Genomic DNA, 22,381 nt, shown 5'->3' with positions numbered 1-22,381 from the left:
GCAAAGGCCTGTTCAACGTTCGGTGGAAGAGTGCCCGCGGTCCGGCTGTGCGGGAGGCACGGGCAGGTCGAGTATGCGTTCTATGGTGGCCAGGGCCGGGGCGATATCCCCCTGGTCATCCAGGGAGCGTCCAATTTCCAAGAATGCCTTTTCCAGAATGTAGGCGTCCAGCATTATTGCCATGTTGTCAAACTTCTCGGGCAGGAACGGGGCATCCTTTGCCGTTTCCAGGTAGGCGGAAAGGAAGGCGCCGAACGCGCAGGAATGCCAGAAGTCGCTCCACGGTTCCAGGGCCTTCAAATCGTCGGGCCGCAGGGGCCGCTGCCTGAGTGCATCGTGCACGGTCTGGCACAGGGAACGCTGCATGTCGGCCACGTCGCGGAAGGGCGAGCGCTTGATGCGCCGCTGCGACAGGGGCTTTTCCGGCTTTCCCTCGAAATCGATCACAATATAGTCCTTGCCTGTGTACAGCAGGTGACCAAGATGGAAATCGCCGTGGATGCGTATCTTCAGGCAGTCTATCTTGTTTCTGTAAAAGTGCTGGAAATGGCTCAGGGCGTTTTCCCTGGCCTGCACCACTCCTTGTGCCCGTACGGCCAGATCGGCGGGAAGTGAAGGCGGTTGTATGTCCGAGCGGACCAGGGGGGAGGACCCTTCCACGGCCTTGCGCAGTTTTTCGATCATGCGCTTGGCATTGCTCTGCATGGTCTGGAAGACCGAGCGTTGGTAAAGCATGGTAAAGGGTTCCGGGGCAAAGTCCGGGTTGCTGCTGGGGCGGCTGAGGGCCATGTGCAGCTCGGCAGTGCGCCTGCCCATGCGGCGGAACTGTTCCAGGCTGGATTGTCCCAGCAGGTCGCGCAGGTCCTTGTTCAGTTCCAGCCTGCTGGCAAGGCTGGGCGAGGCGGGAATGGCCGGGGCGGACTTGAAGTCCAGCCGGGCCGCGCGGACCCGTTCAAAGAACCGGTCGGCCGCGTCCAGACAATGGGAGTGGGCGTCGGATTCGCAGTGCACATACCGCTTCATCACCCCGGCGATGACGGGTTCGTTGTCGCCGCGGACATACTGCAATGCGCCCAGACAGGCCGGGGTATGCTCGTACCCCAGCTTTTCCGTGAGGTAGCGGCCTATTTCCAGGTCCGGGTTCATGCCGTCTTCGGCCAGGCGGAATATCTTGAGAAAATACTCCGAGCCCATGCGCAGGTTGGTGTTGATGCGTCGGCTCATGAAGCGCGAGGTCTGCAGGTCGCCAGCTTCGCATACGGCGTTGCGGGCCGCCTTTGTGGGGGTGGTCTGTATTTCGCCGTGGCGTCCCTGAATGCTCTGCCTGCGGGTGAGCAGGTTCAAAATGGGCTGGCAGGAACCGTCCGGGTGGATGCCCTCAAAGATGATTCCGGTGCGGCCTTCGTGTTCAAAGGTGCAGATGACGTCCTGCGGGGACTTGGCCAGGATTGCCTGGGCGTCGGCGTCAAAGGCGAAGGAGACCAGCAGGTTGGCCGTAAGGGGCGAGCGTTCCAGAAATGCGGCGCTGGTGATGAGCAGCCAGGTGGGACGCCCGGGAATGCCCAGGGGCAGGGCTTCCAGAATTTCCATGGAGCTGAATTTGCGTCCGTACATGCCCAGCAGCTTGCGCCGCTTGAGATAGGCGGGCAGGGCATGGGCCTGCAGGGTTTCCTTGGCTCCGGAATCGAGAAAGTCGCCGTTGCCCAGGTCGCTGCACATGGTGGGCTTGTCCGGGGAGAGTTCCGCGTCGGTTTCCGAGGGCTCCAGGGAAAAGAGGTAGTAGCCGTGCGCGTTGAGGGTGATGTTGACCGCCTCCTGCCCGATGGTGGGGAAATAGTTGCGGCTGAAGACCTCCACGGGACGGCGTCCGGCAAAGCCGCTGAGGTTGAGGCTTGCGGCCTGGGGGTAGCGCGACAGGTTGACCACCACCAGCAGGCATTCGTCCGTGGCATTGCTCTCGCCCCCGCCCCCGCCGCCGTCGGTTTCCTGAAAGCGGCGCAAATAGGCCAGCACTTTGGGATTTTCCGGCATGATGAATTCCAGGGAACCTCTGCCAAAGGCCTTGTAGCGCTTGCGCATGGCAATGAACTGCTTCATCCACCACAACAGGGACGAGCGGTTGCGTTCCTGGTTTTCCACGTTGATGGATTCGTAGTGGTATTCCGGGTCTATGATGACCGGCAGGAAGAGGCGCTGGGGGTTGGCCTTGGAAAATCCGGCATTGCGGTCCGCCGACCACTGCATGGGGGTGCGCACGCCGTCGCGGTCGCCCAGATAGTAGTTGTCGCCCATGCCGAGTTCGTCGCCGTAGTAGAGCACCACGGAGCCGGGCATGGTCATAAGCAGCACGTTCATCAGTTCTATCTTGCGGCGGTCGTTGTCCAGCAGCGGGGCCAGCCTGCGCCGGATGCCCAGGTTGATGCGGGCGCGCGGGTCGCGGGCATACATGCGGTACATGTAGTCGCGCTCCTCGTCCGTCACCATTTCCAGGGTCAGTTCGTCGTGGTTGCGCAAAAACAGGGCCCACTGCGAATTTTCCGGTATGTTCGGCGTCTGGTCCAGAATATCGATGATGGGGAAGCGGTCCTCCATCTGCAGGGACATGAACATGCGCGGCATGAGCGGAAAGTGAAAGGCCATGTGGCACATGTCGCCCGTGCCAAAGTAGGCGACGGCGTCTTCGGGCCATTGGTTGGCCTCGGCAAGGAGCATCCGGTCCTTGTATTTTTCATCCACATGGGAGCGCAGCTTGCGCAGAAAATCGTAGGTTTCCGGCAGGTTTTCGCAGTTGGTGCCTTCGCGTTCGAACAAATAGGGGATGGCGTCCAGGCGCAGGCCGTCCACGCCCATTTTCAGCCAGAAATCCAGAATCTTGACGACTTCGCGGCGCACGTCCGGGCTGTCGAAATTGAGGTCGGGCTGGTGGCTGTAAAAACGATGCCAGAAATAGGCCTTGGCAACAGGGTCCCAGGACCAGTTGGAGGTCTCGAAATCCTTGAAGATGATACGTGTTTCGCGGTATTTTTCCGGTGTATCGCTCCACACGTAGTAGTTGCGGTGGCGCGAACCAGGGGCGGCGTGGCGGGCCCGCTGGAACCAGGCGTGCTGGTCCGAGGTGTGGTTCAGGACCAGTTCGGTGATGACCTTGAGGCCGCGCTTGTGGGCTTCGCGCAGGAATTTCCTGAAGTCTGCCACCGTGCCGTAGTCCGGGTTCACATCTATGGGGTCGGCAATGTCGTAGCCGTCGTCCTTGAGCGGGGACGGATAGAACGGCAGCAGCCAGATGGCGGTTACTCCGAGTTCCTGCAGGTAATCGAGTTTTTGGGTCAGTCCCTTGAAATCGCCTATGCCGTCTCCGTTGGAATCGAAGAAGCATTTGACGTGGACTTCATAAATAATGGCATCCTTGAACCACAGTGTATCTTGCGTTGCGTCGGCCATACGCGTCTTTCTCCGGTGCGTGTGCGGGAGTTTATGCAATGAGCGGTCCCCGAAATCTCGGGCTGGAAACTGCTATTTCCCAGTTGATATAAAGGATAGTATGATTTGAGCCCGCTGTAAAATAGTGTTGCCGGGGCTTTGCTCCTCTTCCGAGGCTGGCTGATGCGCGTTGATTTGTCTTTATGGGCCGATTTCCCATTATACCTTTGCTGCTGGATTTTTCCCGCATCCATGCTTTTGGGCCGGGCTGTGGGAGCACAGCCGCCCCGCAACTGGATAGACGGGGCGTTGCTGCTGTGGGGTGCGGTGGCTGTTGGCTGCCTGCTGTTGCGCAGGCTGCCCCGCGCAGAGGAGCGCCGCCTGTTTTTGAGGACGGCGCTGTGCTTCGGGCTGTGCGGCCTTGTTGCCTTTCGTTTTGCCTGGCCCGTGGGCTTGCCGGGCTTCAATTCCGTGGCCTGGGCCATGGAGCTGAAGCCTCTTTTGTATGTGCTTGCCGCGGTAGGGGGGATGGCCGCCTTTGGCGTACCTTCGGCCGCACGGTTCAGAAAATGCGGGGCCGGGCTTGCCCTGCTGGTGCTGGCCGAGTTTTGTGTCACCTGGTTTCTGACCGGACAGGTGGAGCGGCCCGTGGGCTCGGGCGAGATAAACTACGACGGTATGCTCATGGTCATCTGTCTCTGCTTTGGGCTGGGGCGGGAGCACAGGGGCTTTCTTCGGCTGATGGCGCTGGGGATACTGGTGACCTTTTCCCGGACCTCGGTGCTGGCGGCAACGGGCGTACTCATCTGTTTCGGCCCCTATGGCGTGGTGCGCAAGGTCTGCCTGCTCTTCCTCGGTTTGGCCGGAGTGTGGCTGTCCTTTCAGGTGCGCGGTCTGTTGGGAGCATTGGAAGCGCTGGACAGGTTCTGGATGTGGCATACGGCGGGAGAATTTGTCCTGAGTGCGCCATGGCAGGCCGTGGCCGGTTTTTGGCCGGGCAGTGAACTGCCGTTTGGCGTGCCGGCCCCACTTTCCTTTTTGTGGTCTGCACAGGCCCGGCAGTGGGGGCTGGCAGGCGTGCATCCTTTCAATCTGCACGCCTTTTGGCTGCGGATGGGCGCTACATGGGGCCTGATTGCGGCGGGACTGCTTGCAGCGGGCCTGCTTGCGGCGGTTCTGGCTGCCGGAGCAGCGGGCTGGCTGCTGTGCGTGCCCTCACGGGGGATGGGCCGCGCGGGCCGGGCACTTCGGGCGCTCTGTCTGCTGTGTCTGGTCGGCGGCCTTACCATGGGGCTTGTATATTGCAACAACCTGGGCGTGGTACTCATCTCGGCCTTTTTTGCCGCGCGGCGTTTTTCCTTGCGGGAACCGCGTTTTCGCGGACGGTATTTGCAAATGTCCTTAAATGTCATACAAGAGGACTACGCGAGGTGATCTTGGTGCAGACGAACAAAGGCATTTTTTCCGCCAAAGTCCGAGGCGAAAGCGGTACCTCGGTGAAGACCTACTTCAGTGCGGCCGAACTTCCCGACGGGCGAATGGAAGTGCAGAAGCTCAGCAATACGCTGGTGCCCGTGGGCAAGGCGCATGTGATTTCGCGCGAGGATTTTTCCGTAAAGTTCGAGCCGGAACCGGAGTTCTTTGTCCAGTCGCTGGCTGGCAAGGAATCCGACGCGGACAGCTATCTTGCCCTGGCCATGACGCGGGGCGAGTCTGCCCAGGAAGTCAATGAAAGCAACATCCTGGCCAGCTTCAAGCACGGTCTGGCCCTGTTGGAACAGGGGCAGAAGGACAAGGCGGCCAAAGTGTTCGAGCGCATCCTGCACCTGGAGGCCCCTTTCCAGGCGGAGCACAAGCATCTGTTCAACACCTGCGGCATCAGCCTGCGCAAGAATGGGCAGTCGGGCAGGGCCCTGGATTTTTACCGCCGTGCCGCCAAGCTGGTGAACGACGACGAAAACCTTTTTCACAACATGGCCCGGGCCTGCTTCGACAAGGGCGACGTGGCCAGTGCCCGTATTTTTTTGCGCAAGTCCCTGGATATCAATCCCGACCTGGATGTGAGCAAGAAGTTTATGCGTTTTCTGGACCGCAGAGACAAGCGCCGCAAGTCAATTCAGGAACCAAAATTCTATCGCACACCTTACGAATAAGAATTTCTCCCCATCCGCTTCCTTCCCCTTTGCTTTTATAAAAGCTTTTCCTCTGATTCTTCGCTATAGTTGCACAGTTTTGCCATTTTAATTTTTCAATATCCTGCCAGGTGCTTTTCTTTGAAAAGCAAGGTGGTTTCTTGCATTGCAGGTTGCCGTTGTTTGTCTTTCCTACCATTCTGATACGCTATTCATCCTGAATAAATCATGTACTACCCTGGATGGACGTGCCATCTAAATTGAGCATGGCGTATATACTAGAAATAGAGTTTGTATTTTTAATTAAAATAACTTGATCTAAATATTCTATTTATAGTAACGGTGTAAAGTGACATGCATTGATGGTGTCTTACTTAAGGAGGAAACAACAGGTATGGAACCACATCTCAAGGAAGCTCTGGGCATTGTGAAGGCACAGGCGAGTGTTCGTCATATGACGGAAGAAGAGATCGTCAACATGCTTCGCAGTCTTTCGGAAGGCATCAAAAAAGTTTCGGAAGGCGTAGAAGTATCTGAAGAGGAAGAGCCGCATCCACTTGTTGCAGATCCCCTGAAGGCCATACGGGAAAAGTCCGTTACCTGTCTGGAGTGTGGTAAGAAGTTCAAGATTCTTACCAAACGCCACCTGGCGACGCACGGTCTTACGCCCAAGGAGTACAAGGAAAAGTACGGGTACAAGAAGACCCTTTCCCTGGTAGCCAAAGGCCTTGCCCGCGAACGCCGCAACAAGATGCGTGATATGAAATTGTGGGAAAAGAGAAAGAAAAAGTAATGCATGGAGTGCGCAAGGCGGGTGGGGTACTGCTTTTACAAAGATGTTCCGGCTGGTTCGGAGCGATTCGGTTGAATGAGTTTTTTTAAAACGTTCGTTGTTGTACGGCTGCGGGACGGTGGAATGGTTCCGCAGCAGCGCTTCGCAATGGCCGTATGCGGCATTTTGCGGTAGCTACGTACATTGAGTTGTCTTGCATATCGCGATATTGCTTCCCTACTGGCGATTGTTAAAAGTATCGGAGTGGGAAGCATGGCGTTTTGCGACGTCTGTTACGCTACATCCGTTCCGGGCTTTTCCACATGGTACCCAAGGACCGGAGGCGTTTTTTGTCGTTCTTTGCCGGTATTGACGGCGGGGCCGTCAGCCTCAAGCTGGCCGTCCTCGACTCTGACGGACACATTCTTCATACGGACTACCGCAGGCACAACGGGCGGGTGGCCGACTGCGCCCGGTCGCTTTTGCTTCCTCTTGCAGAACAATTCCCCGGGCTGCGTCTTGTCTGCACCGGTTCCACCGGGCGCCGCCTGGCCGACCTGCTTCACCTTCCCCATATCAATGAAATAACCGCCTTGGCGCGCGGCTGCGCTCTTGTCTGTCCGCAGGTCCGCACGGTCATTGAGATTGGCGGCGAGGATTGCAAATATATTTCCGTGGCCGACGGGTTGGTGCAGGACTTTGCCCTCAACTCGGTCTGCGCCGCGGGCACCGGGTCGTTTCTGGACCAGCAGGCCGAGCGCATGGGGCTGGATATCGAGGAATTTTCCCGGCAGGCCGGAGCCTGCGACACGCCGCCCTACATTGCGGGGCGGTGCAGTGTTTTTGCCAAGTCGGACATGATCCATCTGCAGCAGATTGCCACGCCCGTTGGCGACATTGCCGCCGGGCTGTGCCGGGCAGTGGCCCGCAATTACAAGGGAAGCGTGGTGCGCAACCGGCCCATGCAGCCCGGTGTGGCCTTTTTGGGCGGGGTTTCCCGCAATGCCGGGGTGGTCCGGGCCATGGCCGAGGAGTTCGGCCTGGAAAGCAGTGCAAGTGCGACCCCGGATATTTCGGAAGAATCGGACATTCCGGCCACTCTGCTGGTGCCGGAAAGAGCGGTCCAGGTGGGTGCCGTGGGGGCTGCCTTGATTTATCAGGCCGGCCACTCCGCAGAACGTGCCGAGGCCCCGCTGGATATTTCCCTGCTGGATAATGCACACAACGTCGCGCACACCTCCTGCACATCGTTCCATCCACCTTTGGGGCCGGTGCCCGCGGACATGCAGGCCCGCCACGTCCCGGCCCAGTCTGCGTCGCCCGTGTCCACACCGCCTGTTTTGGGTGCTGTGGGGGACAATATTTCCGGCGTGTACATGGGCATTGATGTGGGCTCCATATCCACCAATCTGGCGGTCATCGATGCGCAGGGCAATCTGCTGGCCAAGCGCTATCTGCGCACCGCCTCCCGTCCCATAGAGGCCGTGCGTACCGGGCTGGACGAAATTGGCCGGGAAATGGCCGCATTGGGTGATCCGCCCGTGCTGGGCGTGGGCACCACCGGTTCGGGCCGCTACATGATAGGCGACTTTGTGGGCGCGGACGTGGTGCGCAACGAGATTACGGCCCAGGCCATGGCCGCGGCCTTCATCGACCCGGACGTGGACACCATTTTCGAGATCGGCGGTCAGGATTCCAAATTCATCCGTCTGGAAAACGGCGTTATTGCCGACTTTGAGATGAACAAGGCCTGTGCCGCCGGGACCGGATCGTTCCTGGAGGAACAGGCGGAAAAGCTGGGCGTGGACATCAAGGGCGAGTTCTCGTCTCTGGCCCTGTCCGGCCGGGAACCGCGCAATCTGGGCGAACGCTGCACCGTGTTCATGGAAAACTCGCTCATGGCCGAGCTGGCCGGGGGCGCCTCGCTGCCCGACGTGCTGGCCGGGCTGTCCTATTCCATTGTCGCCAACTACATGGGCCGGGTTGTGGCCGGGCGCAAAGTGGGCGAGCGCATATTTTTTCAGGGCGGCACCGCCTTCAACAAGGCCGTTGCCGCGGCCTTTGAGCGTTATCTGGGCAAGCCCGTAACCGTGCCGCCCAACCACGACGTAACCGGAGCCATCGGCATGGCCCTCATGGCGCGGGACGCGGTGGTGCCCGGTCGTGCATCGAGCTTTCGGGGCTTTGATCTGGCCCATGTACCGTATGCAATGTCGTCGTTTGTGTGCAAGGGCTGCGACAATTGCTGCGAGATCAACAAGGTTGTTATCGACGGCAATGACAGGCCGCTGTTCTACGGCGGGCGCTGCGAAAAATACGATGTGGATACGCGTGGCAAGAAGCCCGCTCTGGCCGGAGAAGATCTGTTCGCCTTTCGGGACAAGGCGCTGCGGGCCGTCCATTGCGCGTACCAGGACTGGGCAAAACAAAACGGCCCCTGCAAACGCGGAGTCATGGGCCTGCCCCTGGTCTTTTTTCTGCACGACATGCTGCCCTGGTTTTCCACCCTGCTGTGGCAGCTGGGCTTTGAAGTGCAGGTTTCCGGCCCCACGGACCGGCGCATCATTACTGCCGGGGCGGGCGCGACCCTTTCCGACACCTGTTTCCCGGTCAAGGCCGCGTTGGGCCATGTGCAGTCGCTGCTGGACAATGGCGTCACCCGGATTTTTCTGCCCAGTTTCGTGAACATGGCCGCGCCGGATTCTCCTTTTGCCGCCAGCCAGGCCTGCCCGCTCACCCAGAGTTTTCCCTATCAGGTGCGGGCCATCCATCCCGAGGCCGAGGTGGTGGCCCCGTCTCTGACCACGCGCCATGGAGGAGGCCTTTTTACGCGCGAGCTTCTGGCTGCGCTGCGTCCCTACGGGGTTTCCCGGCGGGAGCTGGTCCGGGCCATGGGCGCGGCGGAAAAAGCGCAGTTCGCCTATGTGCAAAAGCTTCAGGACAAGGGACAGGAGGTGCTGAACACCCTGGACTCTGAAAAGTCCGCCCTGGTGGTCATGGGCCGGGCCTACAATGCCCTGGACCGGGGCATGAACCTGAATATTTCACGCAAGATAGAGGCTCTGGGCCGGGTGGCCATTCCCATGGATTTCCTGCCCCTTTCGGGCGCCAAGGGTGAGGCCGAGCTGCATCACGACTGGCCGCACATGTATTGGCGTTCGGGCCAGCGTCTGTTGCAGGCGGCCCGGACCGTGGCTGCGGACGACCGGCTCTTTCCGGTGATCATCAGCAATTTTTCCTGCGGTCCGGATTCCTTTATCCTGCGCTATCTGGACGAGGAGTTCGCGGACAAGCCCAGCCTGTGTCTGGAAATAGACGAACACAGCGCGGACGCCGGGGCCGTGACCCGCGTGGAGGCCTTTCTGGACAGCCTGCACAGGGCGCGCACGGCAGATACCGCGGTCAGCGAGTCCCATTCCCGCCAGGCCTACATAGCGGACGGTTCCAGCGCCCGGAAGCGGACCATCTACCTGCCGCCCATGTGCGACCAGATCGCCAGCCTGGCTGCTGCGTTCCAAGGCTGCGGAGGCCACGCCGAGGCCCTTCCTCCGACCACGGCGGAAACCATGCAGGCTGCCACGCCGTATGTTTCGGGCAAGGAGTGCTATCCCTTTGCCGTGACCACCGCGGATATGCTGCACGCGGCACAGGCTCCGGGCTTTGATCCCGACCGCTCCGCCTTTGCCATTTTCAATGGTTCCGGTCCGTGCCGATTCGGCCAGTACAATGTGGCCCAGCGCATGATCATGGATCAGGCCGGGTTTCAGAACGTGCCGCTCTACTCCCCCATGCAGGATGCGCAATTTTACAGCGACCTTGGCATTCTGGGCCGCGACTTCAGCAAGCGCGCCTGGAAGGGCGTGGCCGCCGTGGACCTGCTGGTGAAATGTCTGCACGAGCACCGCCCCTACGAGGCCGAACCGGGCATGGCCGACCATCTCTATGCCCGTCATCTCAGTTCCATCATGGAGGCCCTGGCTTCGCCCGACTGCGATGTGAAATCGGCCCTGGACCGGGCACGCACCGATTTTTCCAACATGGCCCGGCACAACGGCCACCGGCCGCTCATAGGCATTGTGGGCGAAATATTCGTGCGCTCGAATGTTTTTTCCAACCAGGACATTGCCCGGCGGGTCGAGTCTCTGGGCGGACGCGCCTGGCTGGCCCAGATAGGCGAATGGATCTACTACGTGGGGGCCATGTCCCGCCGCCGTTCCCGCTACCGCAGGGCCTACAAGCAGATTGCCCGGCTGTGGGTGGAGGAACTGTACCAGCGCAAGGTGGAACATGCATTTGCCGACCTCATGGCCCCATGTACACAAACCGCGCACGAGCCGCCCGTCCGCGACTTGCTGGACAAGGCCGCGCCCTACCTGCGCGATACCTTCGAAGGCGAGGCCGTGCTTTCCGTGGGCAAGGCTGTGGAAATGGCCGAACATGGCGTGCACGGCATCATCAACGCCGTCCCGTTCGGCTGCATGCCCGGCACCATTGCCGCAGGAATGCTGGACATAGTGGGACGCAAGTACGGCATCCCCGTCATCACCCTGCCGTTCGACGGTACAGCGTCGCAGACTATGCGGTTGAATTTGGAAACATTTATGGAACAATCCCAACAGAGGGCGTTGAAAAAGGCGCGTTAGCGGCGTTGTTTCATCTTTCCCAGAACCCTCGTGTACAAGAAGAGTACACGTCGGAACCTGGGAAAGACTCACGCCTTGCTTCCACACCTTTTTGAACGCCCTGCGGCAGGTAGAAGGGCGTTGAAAAAGGCGCGTTAGCGGCGTTGCTGCGGTCTATTCAAACCGCTCGTGTACAAGAAGAGTACACGTCGCGTCTTGAATAGGCCTGGCGCCTTGCTTCCACACCTTTTTGAACGCCCTGACGCAGGCCACTGAAAAAAGTACGTTAGCTTCGTTGTTTCATCATTCCCAGAACCCTCGTGTATATAAGAATGCACGTCGGAACCTGGGAAAGATTCACGCCCTGCGGTAGGTTCCAGGTTGTTGAAAAAGGTGCGTTAGCGGCGTTGCTGCAAAAGAAGACGGTCCCTCGTGTATATAAGAATACACGTCGAAACCTGGGAAAGATTCACGCTTTTTGAGCGGCCTAGTGAAGCGCAGTTGGCGGTAGTAACTTCGTCTTGGGTGAAAAAAAGTACGGTATTTTACGCCTTACATCCTTCCACGCATCCCCCTCCCTGTCAGCGCTTTGGCGGACAGACAAGCCTACGAACCTGCAGTACGAAAATTCATAGCCACGCGATGCCGCCGTTGCGCAAGCCCAGGTGGTAGCCGGGATGAACTACAAGCTGGAGCTTGTTACCACGCTGAATGGAAAGGAGAAAACCGCCGAAGCGGTTGTTTGGGAGCAGCTTTGGAAGCCTGTTCCGCGCACACTTGTTTCATGGGATTGGAAATAGTCGCGAAATCCGAGGGAGTGCCAGGCTTGGCACTTGGTCGCTTTTGTAGGGTGCACTGCCATTCACTTTGACGATGCAGTCCATTCAAGAGTTCCAGATCTTTCATTCCTGAGCTATTCGCAGGGAAGAATACTGTATTGAGACCATAGACACGACACTATAATTATTTGTAAACAAAAAAATACTTCAGAACGTAATTTGCTGGTCAAAGCTCAGCCTTTGAGACTGCTACTGTTTTCCAACCTTATTTACGCATCTTTTATCAAATGTCGCGGTCTTCTCAAACAAACCAAGCCAGTAAACCGTGTAAAATCCTATGTTACTGTCTCCAAATGCGTTTTCACAAGCATTTTTTGCTGTAGTGAACTTTGCGCATGTTTTATGACTCTCGTCGTACTCTGCCAGTACAGCCACTTTGCCCAGGTATTTTTCATGACCAGGTTCGCAGTAGTAGCAGTAGGTTGTAAGCGCACCAAGACTCTCACATTTTCCCGGAGCAGGTTCGCCAGATCCCCAGGCAACAGTGGACAACCCTATGGAAACGGCAACCAGCAACATGGCTGAACACAAATATCTGTACCATTTTTTCATGACCATTCTTCCCCTGTGTTTCATCCATCTTGTTGATGCTTCACCTTGCGCCGTCTTCTGTGTGTCCTTGCACAAAGTCGACTTGTGAAGGGAAAAGCAACGACACCATTTTTTATTCCCCCCATTCTCTACTATAAATTAACAAAAAACGTGCCATGTAACAAATTCTTTTTAAAAAGATGAGTTAGGCGAATTGCTCTCGATGTTTTCTATAGGAGTCTGCATACAAGGTTGGCGCTGGGTGATATTGATGCCAACAGAGTAAGCAGTGGCACTGCCGGGCCAAGATGCCCTGACGCAGGTTGTTGAAAAAAGTACGTTAGCTTCGTTGTTTCATCTTTCCCAGAACCCTCGTGTACAAGAAGAGTACACGTCGGAACCTGGGAAAGACTCACGCCTTGCTCTCGCACCTTTTTGAGCGGCCTGCAAAAACAAAACGGGCGTGGAATTTGGTTCCACGCCCGTTTTTTTATCTTTTATTGAAGCGTACAAAGGGTGTCGAGACTTATTGTCTTTCCCAACCTCCACTTTGCGCGGGATGTTTGGAAATGGCACGAGCCTTTGTTTCTTTTTTGCCCTTAAGCTTAGCAAGGGTTCCGAGACTTATTGTCTTTCCCAACCTCTGCCTTGCGCGGGATGTTTGGAAATGGTCGAGAGCCAGGCGCCAGGGAAATGAAGTCGCGACGTGTGCTCTTATGCACTCGAGCGAGATTCATTTTCCGCAGCAACGCCGCTATCGGCTGTTTCCAACCATCCCCGCCCCCTAGAACTTGTAGCCGACGCTAAAACCCACCATATGCGCGTCGCCGTTCTTGAAATTGGAGTCCACCACGCCGTCTTCGGGGCGGGCGTCCACGTCGCGGCCCATTATCCACAGGTAGGAGTACGACACGTCAAAGTTCCAGTTGTCGTATTTGATGCCGGTACCCAGGGAGAAAATCTGGCGGTCGTTGGCCGGAACAAGGTAGTCGGCGTACGAGTCGCGCACCGGGGATTCGTCGTACACATAGCCCGCGCGCAGGTCCAGCCAGGGCAGAACCCCGTATTCCACGCCCAGACAGTAGCGGAACACGTCCTTGTAGTTCTTTTCGGACATGGTGGATGTGCTGGCCGGGTTGGTGGGCATGAGGGCCTTGTCGTAGTTGATGGTGAGGTTTCTGTAGGAAGACCAGCGCGTCCAGATGACGTCGGCTTCCACTGTCAGGTTGTCCAGAATGTCGTAGGAAACACCGGCCTGGACAGAGTCGGGCAGGCGGATGGTTCCCCATGCGTCGGTGTCCTGAAAAAAGATGGGCGGCAGGCCCGCGGGATTGTTGAAGGAAGCCCGGCCCGTAACCCGCTGCTCCACAAGGCTGCGATAGGCAAGGCCGATGCGCAGCGGCTGGATGGGGTGATAGTGGGCAGACACGTTGAAGCCCACGCCCAGGCTGTCGCCGTGCAGTGTGCCGTCCACGTCGCCGGGGGCGGTGCGTACTTTCTTCTGTTGCTTGAAATCAAAGTACATGGCTTCCAGGCCCAGGCCCAGAGAGAGTGTGTCCGTCAGCTTGTAGGCTATGCCCGGCACCACGGAAGAACTGACGATCTGCGCGAAATAGGAATTGTAGCGGCCCGGCCATTCCGGGTCGAATTCGGCGGACAGGCCGTAGCGGGTGAAGACGCCCAGCCCCATCCACAAGCGGTCTGTGACCTGTTGGGTGTAGTAGGCGTGCGGGGGAACCCAGTTGGGCGATTGGCCCCGGAAGTCTCCTTCGGGGGTTTCCACGTCCTGGTGCGGCTGGATGATTGTGGCACCGGCCAAAACATGTCCGCCGTCCAATTGCGTCATTCCCGCAATGTTGGTGGCCATGGTGGAGGCATCCTTGGGATTTGCCACCACGGCACCGCCCACGGCATTGCCCCTGGCGCTGAATTCATACATGGCAAAACCCGCGGAAAATGCGGGCACGGACAGCAGACAGAGTAGAAGAGTAGCGGCCAGAGCCGCAAGCAGCGCCGGTTTCTTCATCAGACACCCCTCATGAAAAATAGAATATGCGAAGATGTTTCAAACACTATGTAACAACAAACCGCCACCGCAGATACATGACTTGGTGCAAAAAGGCCAGGGATTATTACAGAAAGGTTACGGCCGGGAGGGGGTGTCTCCCGGCCGTTTGATGGCAAAATACCGGAGGAAGTGTGAAGAACAGCAGCCGCCAGAGCAAGTGAGACTGGAAAATATCAGTGCAAGTTCTGGTGGCGCGCTGGATACGTCACATTAAAAACCTACCTGCTGGTAGTCCTTGTCCAATCTGTTGATAAGCTGCACGTACCTGTACCCGCCCTTGAGCTGGGCATCCTCGAACACCCGGTAGCCTTCGTCGCGGCAGTGCGGGCACGCGTTGATGGGAATTTCTATTCCCAGGCTGCGCGGCACCGCCGTGGAGCTGGTTTCTATGACCTTTACGCCGGGGCAGTTGCCGCAATCGCGGAGTTTTTCCTTTTGCGATTCCTGAATGCCGTCCGTGTCGTAGTAAATGCTCTTGTCGCGCACATAATACCCGCCGGATTTGTCCAGCGTGTCGTCCTTGGGCGGATGAAAGTAGATTTTGAGCATTTCCCGGCACAGCTGTTCCACGTAGCCGTCGATGCGCGAGTCCTGACGCAGCCGTTTCTTGAACTCCGGCTTGGACAGGTCGGGCTCGGCCACATGGGAATAGTCCAGCCCTGCCATGGCCAGCACAATGGCCAGGTTCACGTAGGGCAGTGCGCCCTGGATGGCATAGCCGCCCTCCAGCACCGCGATATCCGGATTCACCAGCTGGTTCAGCCGGGCATAGCCCTTGGCTGTTACGCTCATGTTGGTGATGGGGTCGGTAAAGTGGTTGTCCTGGCCTGCCGAGTTGATGACCAGATCGGGCTTGAAGTCTTCCAGCACGGGCAGAACAAAGTTTTCAATGGCGTACAGAACCCCTTCGTCCGAGGTGCCCGGAGGCAGCGGGAGGTTCAGGGTTTTGCCGCGCGCTCCCGGCCCGCCCAGCTCGTAGGGAAAGCCCGATCCGGGATAGAGCGTGCGCCCGTCCTGGTGCAGGGAGATGAACAGCACGTCCGGATCGTTCCAGTAGATGTCCTGGGTGCCGTCGCCGTGGTGGCAGTCCGTGTCCACAATGGCGATGCGCTTGGGACCGTACGTTTCCCGGATGTGCTCTATCATGATGGCTTCGTTGTTCACGTTGCAGAAGCCGCGCGAGCCGTGCACGCACTTCATGGCGTGGTGTCCGGGAGGACGCACCAGGGCAAAGGACTTGTCGCATTTTCCGGTCAGCACCAGGTCGGCGGCGCGTATGGCACCGCCCGCGGAAATCATGTGCGAGCGCGTGGCCACGCTTTCCACGTCCGGAAAACAGAAATGGGTCCGCTCCACGGCGGTCCGGTCGGCCACCAGCGGCTTGAACTCGGTAATGCCTTCGATGTCGAAGACGCCTTCCTCGATAAGCTGGTCCTGGGTGTAGAGCAGGCGTTCCTCGCGTTCCGGGTGGGTTGCGCTGATGGCCCAGTCGAAAGCGGGGAAGAATATGACGCCGAGTGAATTGACGGCTTTTAACATAAGCGCCCCAAAAGATTTTTGTAGCGGTGCAGAATGCCGGGCTTGATCTGGCATTTGACGCGGATGTTCCGGCCCGCCAGATGCGACCCGTCGATCATGTTGAAAGACGATGCGTGCGTTATCTCGGTGTTTTCCTCACGCGAGGGGATGCCCTCCTGCCGCAGATGGTTCAGCAGCTGGGTGCGGGCGTCGCGCACGGCTTCGTCCAGGTCGTAATCGCGTTCTATGGTCTTGGACAGGCCAATGCTGGGAATGTGCATGCGCAACCGTTCCGTATCCGCAAACAGTTCCACGTTGTGCGTGGTGCGGGTAAGGGCCGCGCCCACCGCATTGGCCACGCCGTGGTGTTCGGGCACGGCAATGGTGAGCTTGAAGGCCTTGAACAGCGGTTCCTTGAAAACCTTGGCCGGGCCGCCCATCACGTACACCTTTTTGGGCACGATGCGGGCGTCCTCCAGCAGCTCGTGGATGGTGTACACGGGCTTGGAGTTGATGGTCTTTACCAGCTGGCGCGAGGCCGTGACGATAATATCCACGGCCCTGTCCACGGCACGTTGGGCCAGGGTCTCCGGCCTGATGGACCGCTGTGTGGCAAAGGCCTTGAACTGCTCTTTGGAGCGTTGCACGTCGCCCATGTCCGACTGGCCCAGGTAGATGAAGGCGTCGATAAGCGTGGGATGTTCCCCGCCCTGCGCCAGGGATGGTCCCAGACGGCGCGGTCCCACGTGGATTTCGTCGCCCAGCACGCTCAGGGCCGAGTCGCCGCCCACGCCAATGGACTGCGTCAGCAGCGCCCGCACCAACGTGGGGTGCGAGCCGATGGAAATGCCGTCCATCTCCATGAGCGGTGCGCCGGATGCGAACACGGCAATGTCCGTGGTGGTCCCGCCGATGTCCAGAATAATGGAGTCCAGGGCGATGTCGCACATGGAAATAATGCCCATGACGCTGGCGGCCGGGCCGGACAGGATGGATTCCACCGGATGGCGACGGGCCAGGGAAAGGGGCATGGTGCCGCCGTCCGCCTTCAGGATGTTCACCTTGGCCTCTATGCCGCGTGCCTTCAGGCTGGAGCTGATGGCCCGGGCAAAGCCGTCGAACATGCCCCAGGCCGCGGAGTTGAAATAGGCCGTTGCAATGCGGCGCGGAAAATTGAGCCGTCCGGTCAGCTCGTGGCCCATGGTGACCACGTCGGCCGCGGGCGCCACGGCATCGGCCATGCTCTGTTCCAGGGACGGGTTGCGCGGGGAAAATTTGCCCACCACGGCGTAGGCGCGGATGCCTTTGGCAGCGCAGGCCTGGGCCGCGTCGTTCAGCTCGGTCTTGTTCAGGGACGCAACCGTGTTGCCACGGTGGTCCGTGGAGCCGGACAGCACGTGAAAATCCGGGCAGAGTTTAAAATGTGCAGGGTCCACGCCCGGACCACCGGCCACCAGAACCGCCACAGGGTCGGTCTTGCCCTCTACAATGGCGTTGGTGGTCAGCGTGGTGCTCAGGTTGACCCGTTCCACGGACGCGGGGTCCACATCGGCGCAGACTTTATCCAGCACTGCGTCGATGGATTCCATGAGGTTGTCGTGATTTGTGGGAACCTTGAACGCCGCGGCAATGCCTTTGTCGTGTATCAGCACTGCGTCAGTGTGCGTTCCTCCCACATCTATGCCGAGCAGCATATGCTCTCTCCCGATTCGTTGGATTCTTCCAAAGGCCAATACGTAGCACTGGCCTTTATTCACGTCTACGCGAGGAGGTGCCGTTTGCCGATTGAATTTTACCGTTCGGGGGAAAGGGCAGGCAGGGGCGCCGCCCCTGCACCCCGCCAGAGGCGCTGCCTCTGGACTCCGCCAGGAGGCAACGGCCTCCTGGACCTGCGATTTTCCCACACTCTTTCTTTGGGCAAAGAGCCCAAAGAAAGAGTGTGGGAAACAGCCTCAGGCCGATCAAAAGGAACCGATAGCTTCGTTGTTTCAGGAAACCGCACGGATGCCCTAAAGGAGGAAAACGAGTCCATCAGGAAGTCTGTAATTGAATCCGGATGAGTTGGTAAATCAGGATGTTAAAAGTAATGCCTTTCGTGAGGGCAAAGCAGAAAACAAGTCAGAAATGATGAAAAAGGCGCGAGGGTTTTTAAAAAGTTTTACATACTTTGATAGGTACTATAGGGTTGATAACACTGGCATCCATCCTGCTGAGGTTTCAGTCTCTGTTTTGGTTTTGAAGGATTTCCCCGCGTATTGGCACCCGGCTTAATTCCGGAAGCATCCTGGAAGGAGTAATACCATGATCAAAAAAAGTGCTTTATTGTCGCTATTGCTGCTGGCAATAACTGCAGTACCAGTTTTTGCAGGGAAAATTGAAATACGAAATTACAATGACGGCAATCCTTATTTGGTTAAATATTCGGGGAGAGTTATGGAAATTCCTTGTCAGACTTCCATAATAATAAGGAAAGGTGAACATAAAGTTCAAGATTATGTCGTTAATGCAATAGATAAAATAGAAGTGTACCATTGCCTTTGCGAGACCACAGATTTAACTTGTCCCACATATGGAGCAGAAAAGGTTTACACGGTTCACTCGTCCAAGGCTCATCGCAAATTTTCTGTGATCATAGAATCAGGCGGGAAAGTGCAAATCGACGAGGATTGATCAGGATACGTCAGTAATGCTGACCTTTCCTTCGCTTTGAGTCCTCTAGCTTCGTTACTGCGGAAAATTGAAGCCGCTCATGTGCAAAAGAGCACACTACGCGACTAAATTTCCCTGGCGCCTTGCTCTCAAGTTCTTTTGATAGGCCTGATTTTAGGGATTCGTGAAGAAATTCTATTTTGATGTGTTTAATGTCCGTGAGAGGCAGGAAGAACAAGTTATGTATGTTCGTCTTACCTTCAATTCCTAACGTCCCATCCATAGAACGCAAATAGGCCCCGGAGGAGCAAGCGCAGCTTGTTTCTTCGGGGCCTATTTGCGTTCTATGTAATGTGGGGGACCGGGGGCCATCATCTCCCCGGCCGCCGGAGGCATTCTTATTTAGGCTGCTGAAAAGAAACCGATAGCTTCGTTACTGCGGGAAATTTAAGTCGCTCATGTGCAAAAGAGCACACTACGCGATTAAATTTCCCTGGCGCCTTGCTCTCAATTCCTTTTGACCAGCCTGCGTGAGAAGGGTGTTTTGGGTGTTAAAAATAAAAAGCCCGGAAAAACACGCTGTTCCTCCGGGCTTTTATTGCTTTTATTGAGTTCGGATGAGTAAGGGCTTAATTCCCTCTTACCACAGGCTGTTCAAAAAGGGTTGAGGGCAAGGCGCTAGAAAAAGACGGTTCCGACGTGTGCTCTTGTGCACACGAGGGTTCGTCTTTTTCGCGGCAACGCAGCCAACGGCCCTTTTTCAACAGCCTTACACCATGTCTGCCATACGCTTACGCAGCGCCTCAAGCTTGTCGCGCTTTTCGCTCAGCACGGCGAGCTTTTCGCGTTCGGTGTTCACCACATGGGCAGGCGCGTTGCTTACAAAGCCTTCGTTGTTCAGCTTCTTGGTAACCACTTCGCAGTCTTTGGTAACCTTGCCCAGTTCCTTGTCCAGGCGGGCGAGTTCTTCCTGAAAATCGACCACGCCTTCCAGGGGCACGAAGAGTTCGCTATTCAGGATGACTGCCGAGGCCGAGGCCTTGGGCGCGGTGACGTCCGGGGCAATGGTCATTTGGTCCACGCGTGCCAGGCGCGCCATCTGGTCGGCATTGGCTTCCAGCACGGCCTTGGTGTGTTCCGAGGCGGTCTTGACCAGCACCTTGAGGGGCAGGCTGGGCTTGATGCCCAGTTCGCCGCGGATGTTGCGCACGGCCATAATGGCTTCCTGCAACATCTGCATGTCCTGGTCGGCCTGTTCGGACTGCATGTCCGGGCGCGCTTCCGGGAAGGGAATCAGGGCCAGGTCGGACTTGTCCTCGGCAATGCCGGGCAGGGTGTTCCAGATTTCCTGGGTCACAAAGGGCATGATGGGGTGCAGCAGGGTGAGGGTTTCCGAGAGCACGGTCCACAGGGCCTTTTGCGCTCCGGCCTTGGCCTGCTCGTTTGCCTGACCATTGGGCCCTGTAAAGTCGTTCTTGCACAGTTCCAGGTACCAGTCGCAGAACTCGTGCCAGATAAAGGAATACATGTTCTGGGCCAGATCGTTAAACCGGTACTCGGCCGTGGCCTTTTCCTGGTCCTTCTTGAGCTGTTCCAGGCGCGAGAATATCCATTGATGGTGCAGGCCCTTGATCTCCGAGAGTTCCACATTGGGAATCTCTTCGGGCAGATTCATCAGCGAGAAGCGGGCCGCGTTCCAGATTTTGTTTACAAAGTGGCGGTAGCCTTCGATGCGCGCTTCCGAGAGCTTGATGTCGCGGCCCATGGCGGCAAACGAGGTCAGGGTGAAGCGCAGCGAGTCGCAGCCGTACTTGTCTATCATTTCCAGCGGGTCGATGACGTTGCCCGTGGACTTGGACATCTTCTTGCCTTCTTCGTCGCGCACCAGGGCGTGGATGTACACGTCCCGGAACGGCACTTCGTCCATGAACTCCAGGCCCATCATCATCATGCGCGCCACCCAGAAGAACAGGATGTCGAACCCGGTGACCAGCAGGCCGGTGGGGTAGAAGGTGTCCAGTTCCTTGGTTTTGTCGGGCCAGCCCATGGTGGTGAAGGGCCACAGGGCCGAGGAAAACCAGGTGTCGAGCACGTCCTCGTCCTGGCGCAGGGTAGCGCCGCATTCGCAGGTGGTGATGTCCTCGCGCGAGACGATTGTCTTGCCGCACTCGTCGCAGTACCACACCGGGATGCGGTGTCCCCACCACAGCTGGCGCGAGATGCACCAGTCGCGGATGTTGTCCAGCCAGTTGTAATATGTCTTTTCCCATTGCTGGGGGAGGATGCGGGTGCGTTCGTCCTCTACGGCCTTGCGGGCTTTTTTTGCCAGCGACTTGACCGCCACGAACCATTGTTCGGACACGAACGGCTCAATGGTGGTTTTGCAGCGGTAGCATTGGGTGATCTTGTTTTCGTATTCTTCTTCTTTGATCAGCACGCCGGATTCGCGCAGCTCTTCCACAATGGCCTTGCGGCAGTCGTCCGCGCTCATGCCCTGGTAGCGTTCGGGCGCGTTTTCGTTCATGCGGCCCATGTCGTCGATAACGCTGATGGCTTCCAGGTCGTATTTTTTGCCCAGTTCCCAGTCGTTCATGTCGTGGGCAGGGGTAATCTTCAAACAGCCCGTGCCGAACTCGCGGTCCACGTAGGCGTCGGCAATAATGGGAATTTTGCGGCCCATAATGGGCAGAACAATGTTCTTGCCCACAAAGTCGGCGTAGCGTTCGTCTTCCGGGTGTACGGCAACGGCGGTGTCGCCCAGCATGGTCTCGGGCCGGACCGTGGCAATGGTCAGGGAGCCGGAGCCGTCTTCCAGCGGGTACTGGAGATGGTAGAGCATGCTCTTGTTGGGTGCGTATTCCACCTCGTCGTCGGCCAGGGCGGTGTGGCAGCGGGGGCACCAGTTGATGATGTACTTGCCGCGGTAGATGAGGCCCTGTTCGTACAGGCTTACAAACACCTCGCGCACGGCCTTGGACAACCCTTCGTCCATGGTGAAGCGTTCGCGGGTCCAGTCCACGCTGGCACCCATGCGGCGGATCTGGTTCAGAATGCGGTCGCCGTATTCCTTTTTCCATTCCCAGACGTGTTCCAGAAATTTTTCCCGGCCCAGCTCCTCGCGGGTGATGTTTTCCTTGAGCAGCTTGCGCTCAACCACGTTTTGCGTGGCAATGCCCGCGTGGTCGGTGCCCGGAACCCACAGCACCTTTTTGCCCTTCTGCCGGTTGTAGCGGCACATGATGTCCTGGAGGGTGAGGTTCAGGGCATGCCCCATGTGCAGAGCGCCCGTAACGTTGGGCGGCGGAATGACTATGGAGTACGGATCACCCTCGGCGTCCATATCCGGCGCAAAGGTGTTGTTGGATTCCCAGTGCTCGCGCCATTTGGCTTCCACATCTTTGGGTTCGTAGCCTTTGGCTAGTTCTTTAGTCGCCATATTTATCTCCTTACTACGTGGAGGAGGGAGCGAGGGGGCAACCTCTTGAAAGAGGTTCTCCCCCTCGCGCTCCCCCTTCCAGAACATTTCGAAATTCGGGGCGCATTATGCGCGCCATCCGCGGAACCTATTCAACAGGCGTAGAATGACGCTTCGGTGCGCGGTACCGTAGACGGAGCAACTCGCTCCGCCTCCCCCTCCCAATCTTTGTGGCCCGAAAATTTGGCTGTGAGGACTGAAAAAGATGGCGAAGCAGTAGAGTTCTGCGGCCATCTTTTTTGGAGCATGTGCCAAAACTTTGGTAGCACATCGAAGTTTCGCTTTACACTACAAGTATGAGGGACGCAAACCCTCTCAGGCGGGCGGTAACGGCACGATAGCTGCGTTACCGCGG

The 22,381-nt window shown here is 57.7% G+C and carries 13 protein-coding genes; 7 read left to right on the top strand and 6 right to left on the bottom strand.

Going from position 1 to position 22,381, the window contains the following annotated elements; translation table 11 throughout:
- Positions 1-12 precede the first annotated feature (12 nt).
- Positions 13-3,441 carry a maltose alpha-D-glucosyltransferase gene (gene treS, locus ACI0FJ_RS11415; protein WP_424303349.1) on the bottom strand — a complete coding sequence of 1,143 codons (3,429 nt, stop codon included), beginning with the start codon at positions 3,439-3,441 and terminating at the stop codon, positions 13-15.
- A gap of 162 nt (positions 3,442-3,603) precedes the next feature.
- On the opposite strand from treS, the gene ACI0FJ_RS11410 reads away from it, so the two are divergent.
- From ACI0FJ_RS11410 to ACI0FJ_RS11390, 5 genes are all read left to right on the top strand, one after another.
- A complete protein-coding gene (locus tag ACI0FJ_RS11410) occupies positions 3,604-4,854 on the top strand; it encodes an O-antigen ligase (protein ID WP_424303346.1) in 1,251 nt (416 codons plus the stop codon).
- A gap of 5 nt (positions 4,855-4,859) precedes the next feature.
- Positions 4,860-5,573, top strand: a complete 714-nt coding sequence (locus ACI0FJ_RS11405; RefSeq protein ID WP_424303343.1) for a tetratricopeptide repeat protein — start codon at positions 4,860-4,862, stop codon at positions 5,571-5,573.
- Between the two features lie 373 nt (positions 5,574-5,946).
- A complete protein-coding gene (locus tag ACI0FJ_RS11400) occupies positions 5,947-6,345 on the top strand; it encodes a MucR family transcriptional regulator (RefSeq protein ID WP_424303340.1) in 399 nt (132 codons plus the stop codon).
- 260 nt (positions 6,346-6,605) lie between these two features.
- Positions 6,606-10,967: an acyl-CoA dehydratase activase gene (locus tag ACI0FJ_RS11395; protein WP_424303337.1), complete on the top strand. Its 4,362-nt coding sequence runs from the start codon at positions 6,606-6,608 to the stop codon at positions 10,965-10,967.
- 656 nt (positions 10,968-11,623) lie between these two features.
- Positions 11,624-11,746 (top strand): hypothetical protein, encoded by a 123-nt coding sequence (locus ACI0FJ_RS11390; protein ID WP_424303334.1) that lies wholly within the window; start codon positions 11,624-11,626, stop codon positions 11,744-11,746.
- Positions 11,747-11,974: 228 nt separating this feature from the next.
- Here the strand turns inward: ACI0FJ_RS11390 and ACI0FJ_RS11385 are convergent, their stop codons facing one another.
- The 4 genes from ACI0FJ_RS11385 to ACI0FJ_RS11370 all read right to left on the bottom strand — a co-directional run bounded on the left by ACI0FJ_RS11385 (position 11,975) and on the right by ACI0FJ_RS11370 (position 17,596).
- Positions 11,975-12,337, bottom strand: a complete 363-nt coding sequence (locus ACI0FJ_RS11385) for a hypothetical protein (RefSeq protein WP_424303331.1) — start codon at positions 12,335-12,337, stop codon at positions 11,975-11,977.
- Between the two features lie 763 nt (positions 12,338-13,100).
- On the bottom strand, positions 13,101-14,342 hold the full coding sequence (locus ACI0FJ_RS11380) for an OmpP1/FadL family transporter (protein WP_424303328.1): 1,242 nt from the start codon (positions 14,340-14,342) through the stop codon (positions 13,101-13,103).
- Between the two features lie 252 nt (positions 14,343-14,594).
- A complete protein-coding gene (locus ACI0FJ_RS11375; RefSeq protein WP_424303325.1) occupies positions 14,595-15,923 on the bottom strand; it encodes a histone deacetylase family protein in 1,329 nt (442 codons plus the stop codon).
- Positions 15,917-17,596: a hydantoinase/oxoprolinase family protein gene (locus tag ACI0FJ_RS11370; RefSeq protein WP_424303322.1), complete on the bottom strand. Its 1,680-nt coding sequence runs from the start codon at positions 17,594-17,596 to the stop codon at positions 15,917-15,919. Before ACI0FJ_RS11370 ends, ACI0FJ_RS11375 begins: the two co-directional genes overlap by 7 nt.
- 352 nt (positions 17,597-17,948) lie before the next feature.
- Here ACI0FJ_RS11370 and ACI0FJ_RS11365 point away from each other — a divergent pair, with 352 nt between their 5' ends.
- Positions 17,949-18,173, top strand: coding sequence for a hypothetical protein (locus ACI0FJ_RS11365; RefSeq protein WP_424303319.1), 225 nt, complete (start codon positions 17,949-17,951; stop codon positions 18,171-18,173).
- A 30-nt stretch (positions 18,174-18,203) separates the two neighbouring features.
- Positions 18,204-18,572 (top strand): hypothetical protein, encoded by a 369-nt coding sequence (locus tag ACI0FJ_RS11360; protein WP_424303316.1) that lies wholly within the window; start codon positions 18,204-18,206, stop codon positions 18,570-18,572.
- A 748-nt stretch (positions 18,573-19,320) separates the two neighbouring features.
- Here ACI0FJ_RS11360 and ACI0FJ_RS11355 read toward each other — a convergent pair.
- On the bottom strand, positions 19,321-21,987 hold the full coding sequence (locus tag ACI0FJ_RS11355; protein WP_424303313.1) for a valine--tRNA ligase: 2,667 nt from the start codon (positions 21,985-21,987) through the stop codon (positions 19,321-19,323).
- Between the last annotated feature and the right edge of the window lie 394 nt (positions 21,988-22,381).

This window comes from Desulfovibrio sp. 7SRBS1, from assembly GCF_049723905.1.
In the GTDB taxonomy this organism is placed as follows: domain Bacteria; phylum Desulfobacterota; class Desulfovibrionia; order Desulfovibrionales; family Desulfovibrionaceae.
Note: the sequence above shows the minus strand (reverse complement) of the source record. Positions and strands in the feature narration are given on the sequence as shown.

What these genes read in the sequence shown, in the direction of transcription:
- treS (WP_424303349.1), bottom strand. Translation starts at nt 3,441, where the DNA reads ATGGCCGACGCAACGCAAGATACACTGTGGTTCAAGGATGCCATTATT.
- ACI0FJ_RS11410 (WP_424303346.1), top strand. Translation starts at nt 3,604, where the DNA reads ATGCGCGTTGATTTGTCTTTATGGGCCGATTTCCCATTATACCTTTGC.
- ACI0FJ_RS11400 (WP_424303340.1), top strand. Translation starts at nt 5,947, where the DNA reads ATGGAACCACATCTCAAGGAAGCTCTGGGCATTGTGAAGGCACAGGCG.
- ACI0FJ_RS11390 (WP_424303334.1), top strand. Translation starts at nt 11,624, where the DNA reads ATGAACTACAAGCTGGAGCTTGTTACCACGCTGAATGGAAAGGAGAAA.
- ACI0FJ_RS11385 (WP_424303331.1), bottom strand. Translation starts at nt 12,337, where the DNA reads ATGAAAAAATGGTACAGATATTTGTGTTCAGCCATGTTGCTGGTTGCC.
- ACI0FJ_RS11380 (WP_424303328.1), bottom strand. Translation starts at nt 14,342, where the DNA reads ATGAAGAAACCGGCGCTGCTTGCGGCTCTGGCCGCTACTCTTCTACTC.
- ACI0FJ_RS11375 (WP_424303325.1), bottom strand. Translation starts at nt 15,923, where the DNA reads ATGTTAAAAGCCGTCAATTCACTCGGCGTCATATTCTTCCCCGCTTTC.
- ACI0FJ_RS11370 (WP_424303322.1), bottom strand. Translation starts at nt 17,596, where the DNA reads ATGCTGCTCGGCATAGATGTGGGAGGAACGCACACTGACGCAGTGCTG.
- ACI0FJ_RS11360 (WP_424303316.1), top strand. Translation starts at nt 18,204, where the DNA reads ATGATCAAAAAAAGTGCTTTATTGTCGCTATTGCTGCTGGCAATAACT.
- ACI0FJ_RS11355 (WP_424303313.1), bottom strand. Translation starts at nt 21,987, where the DNA reads ATGGCGACTAAAGAACTAGCCAAAGGCTACGAACCCAAAGATGTGGAA.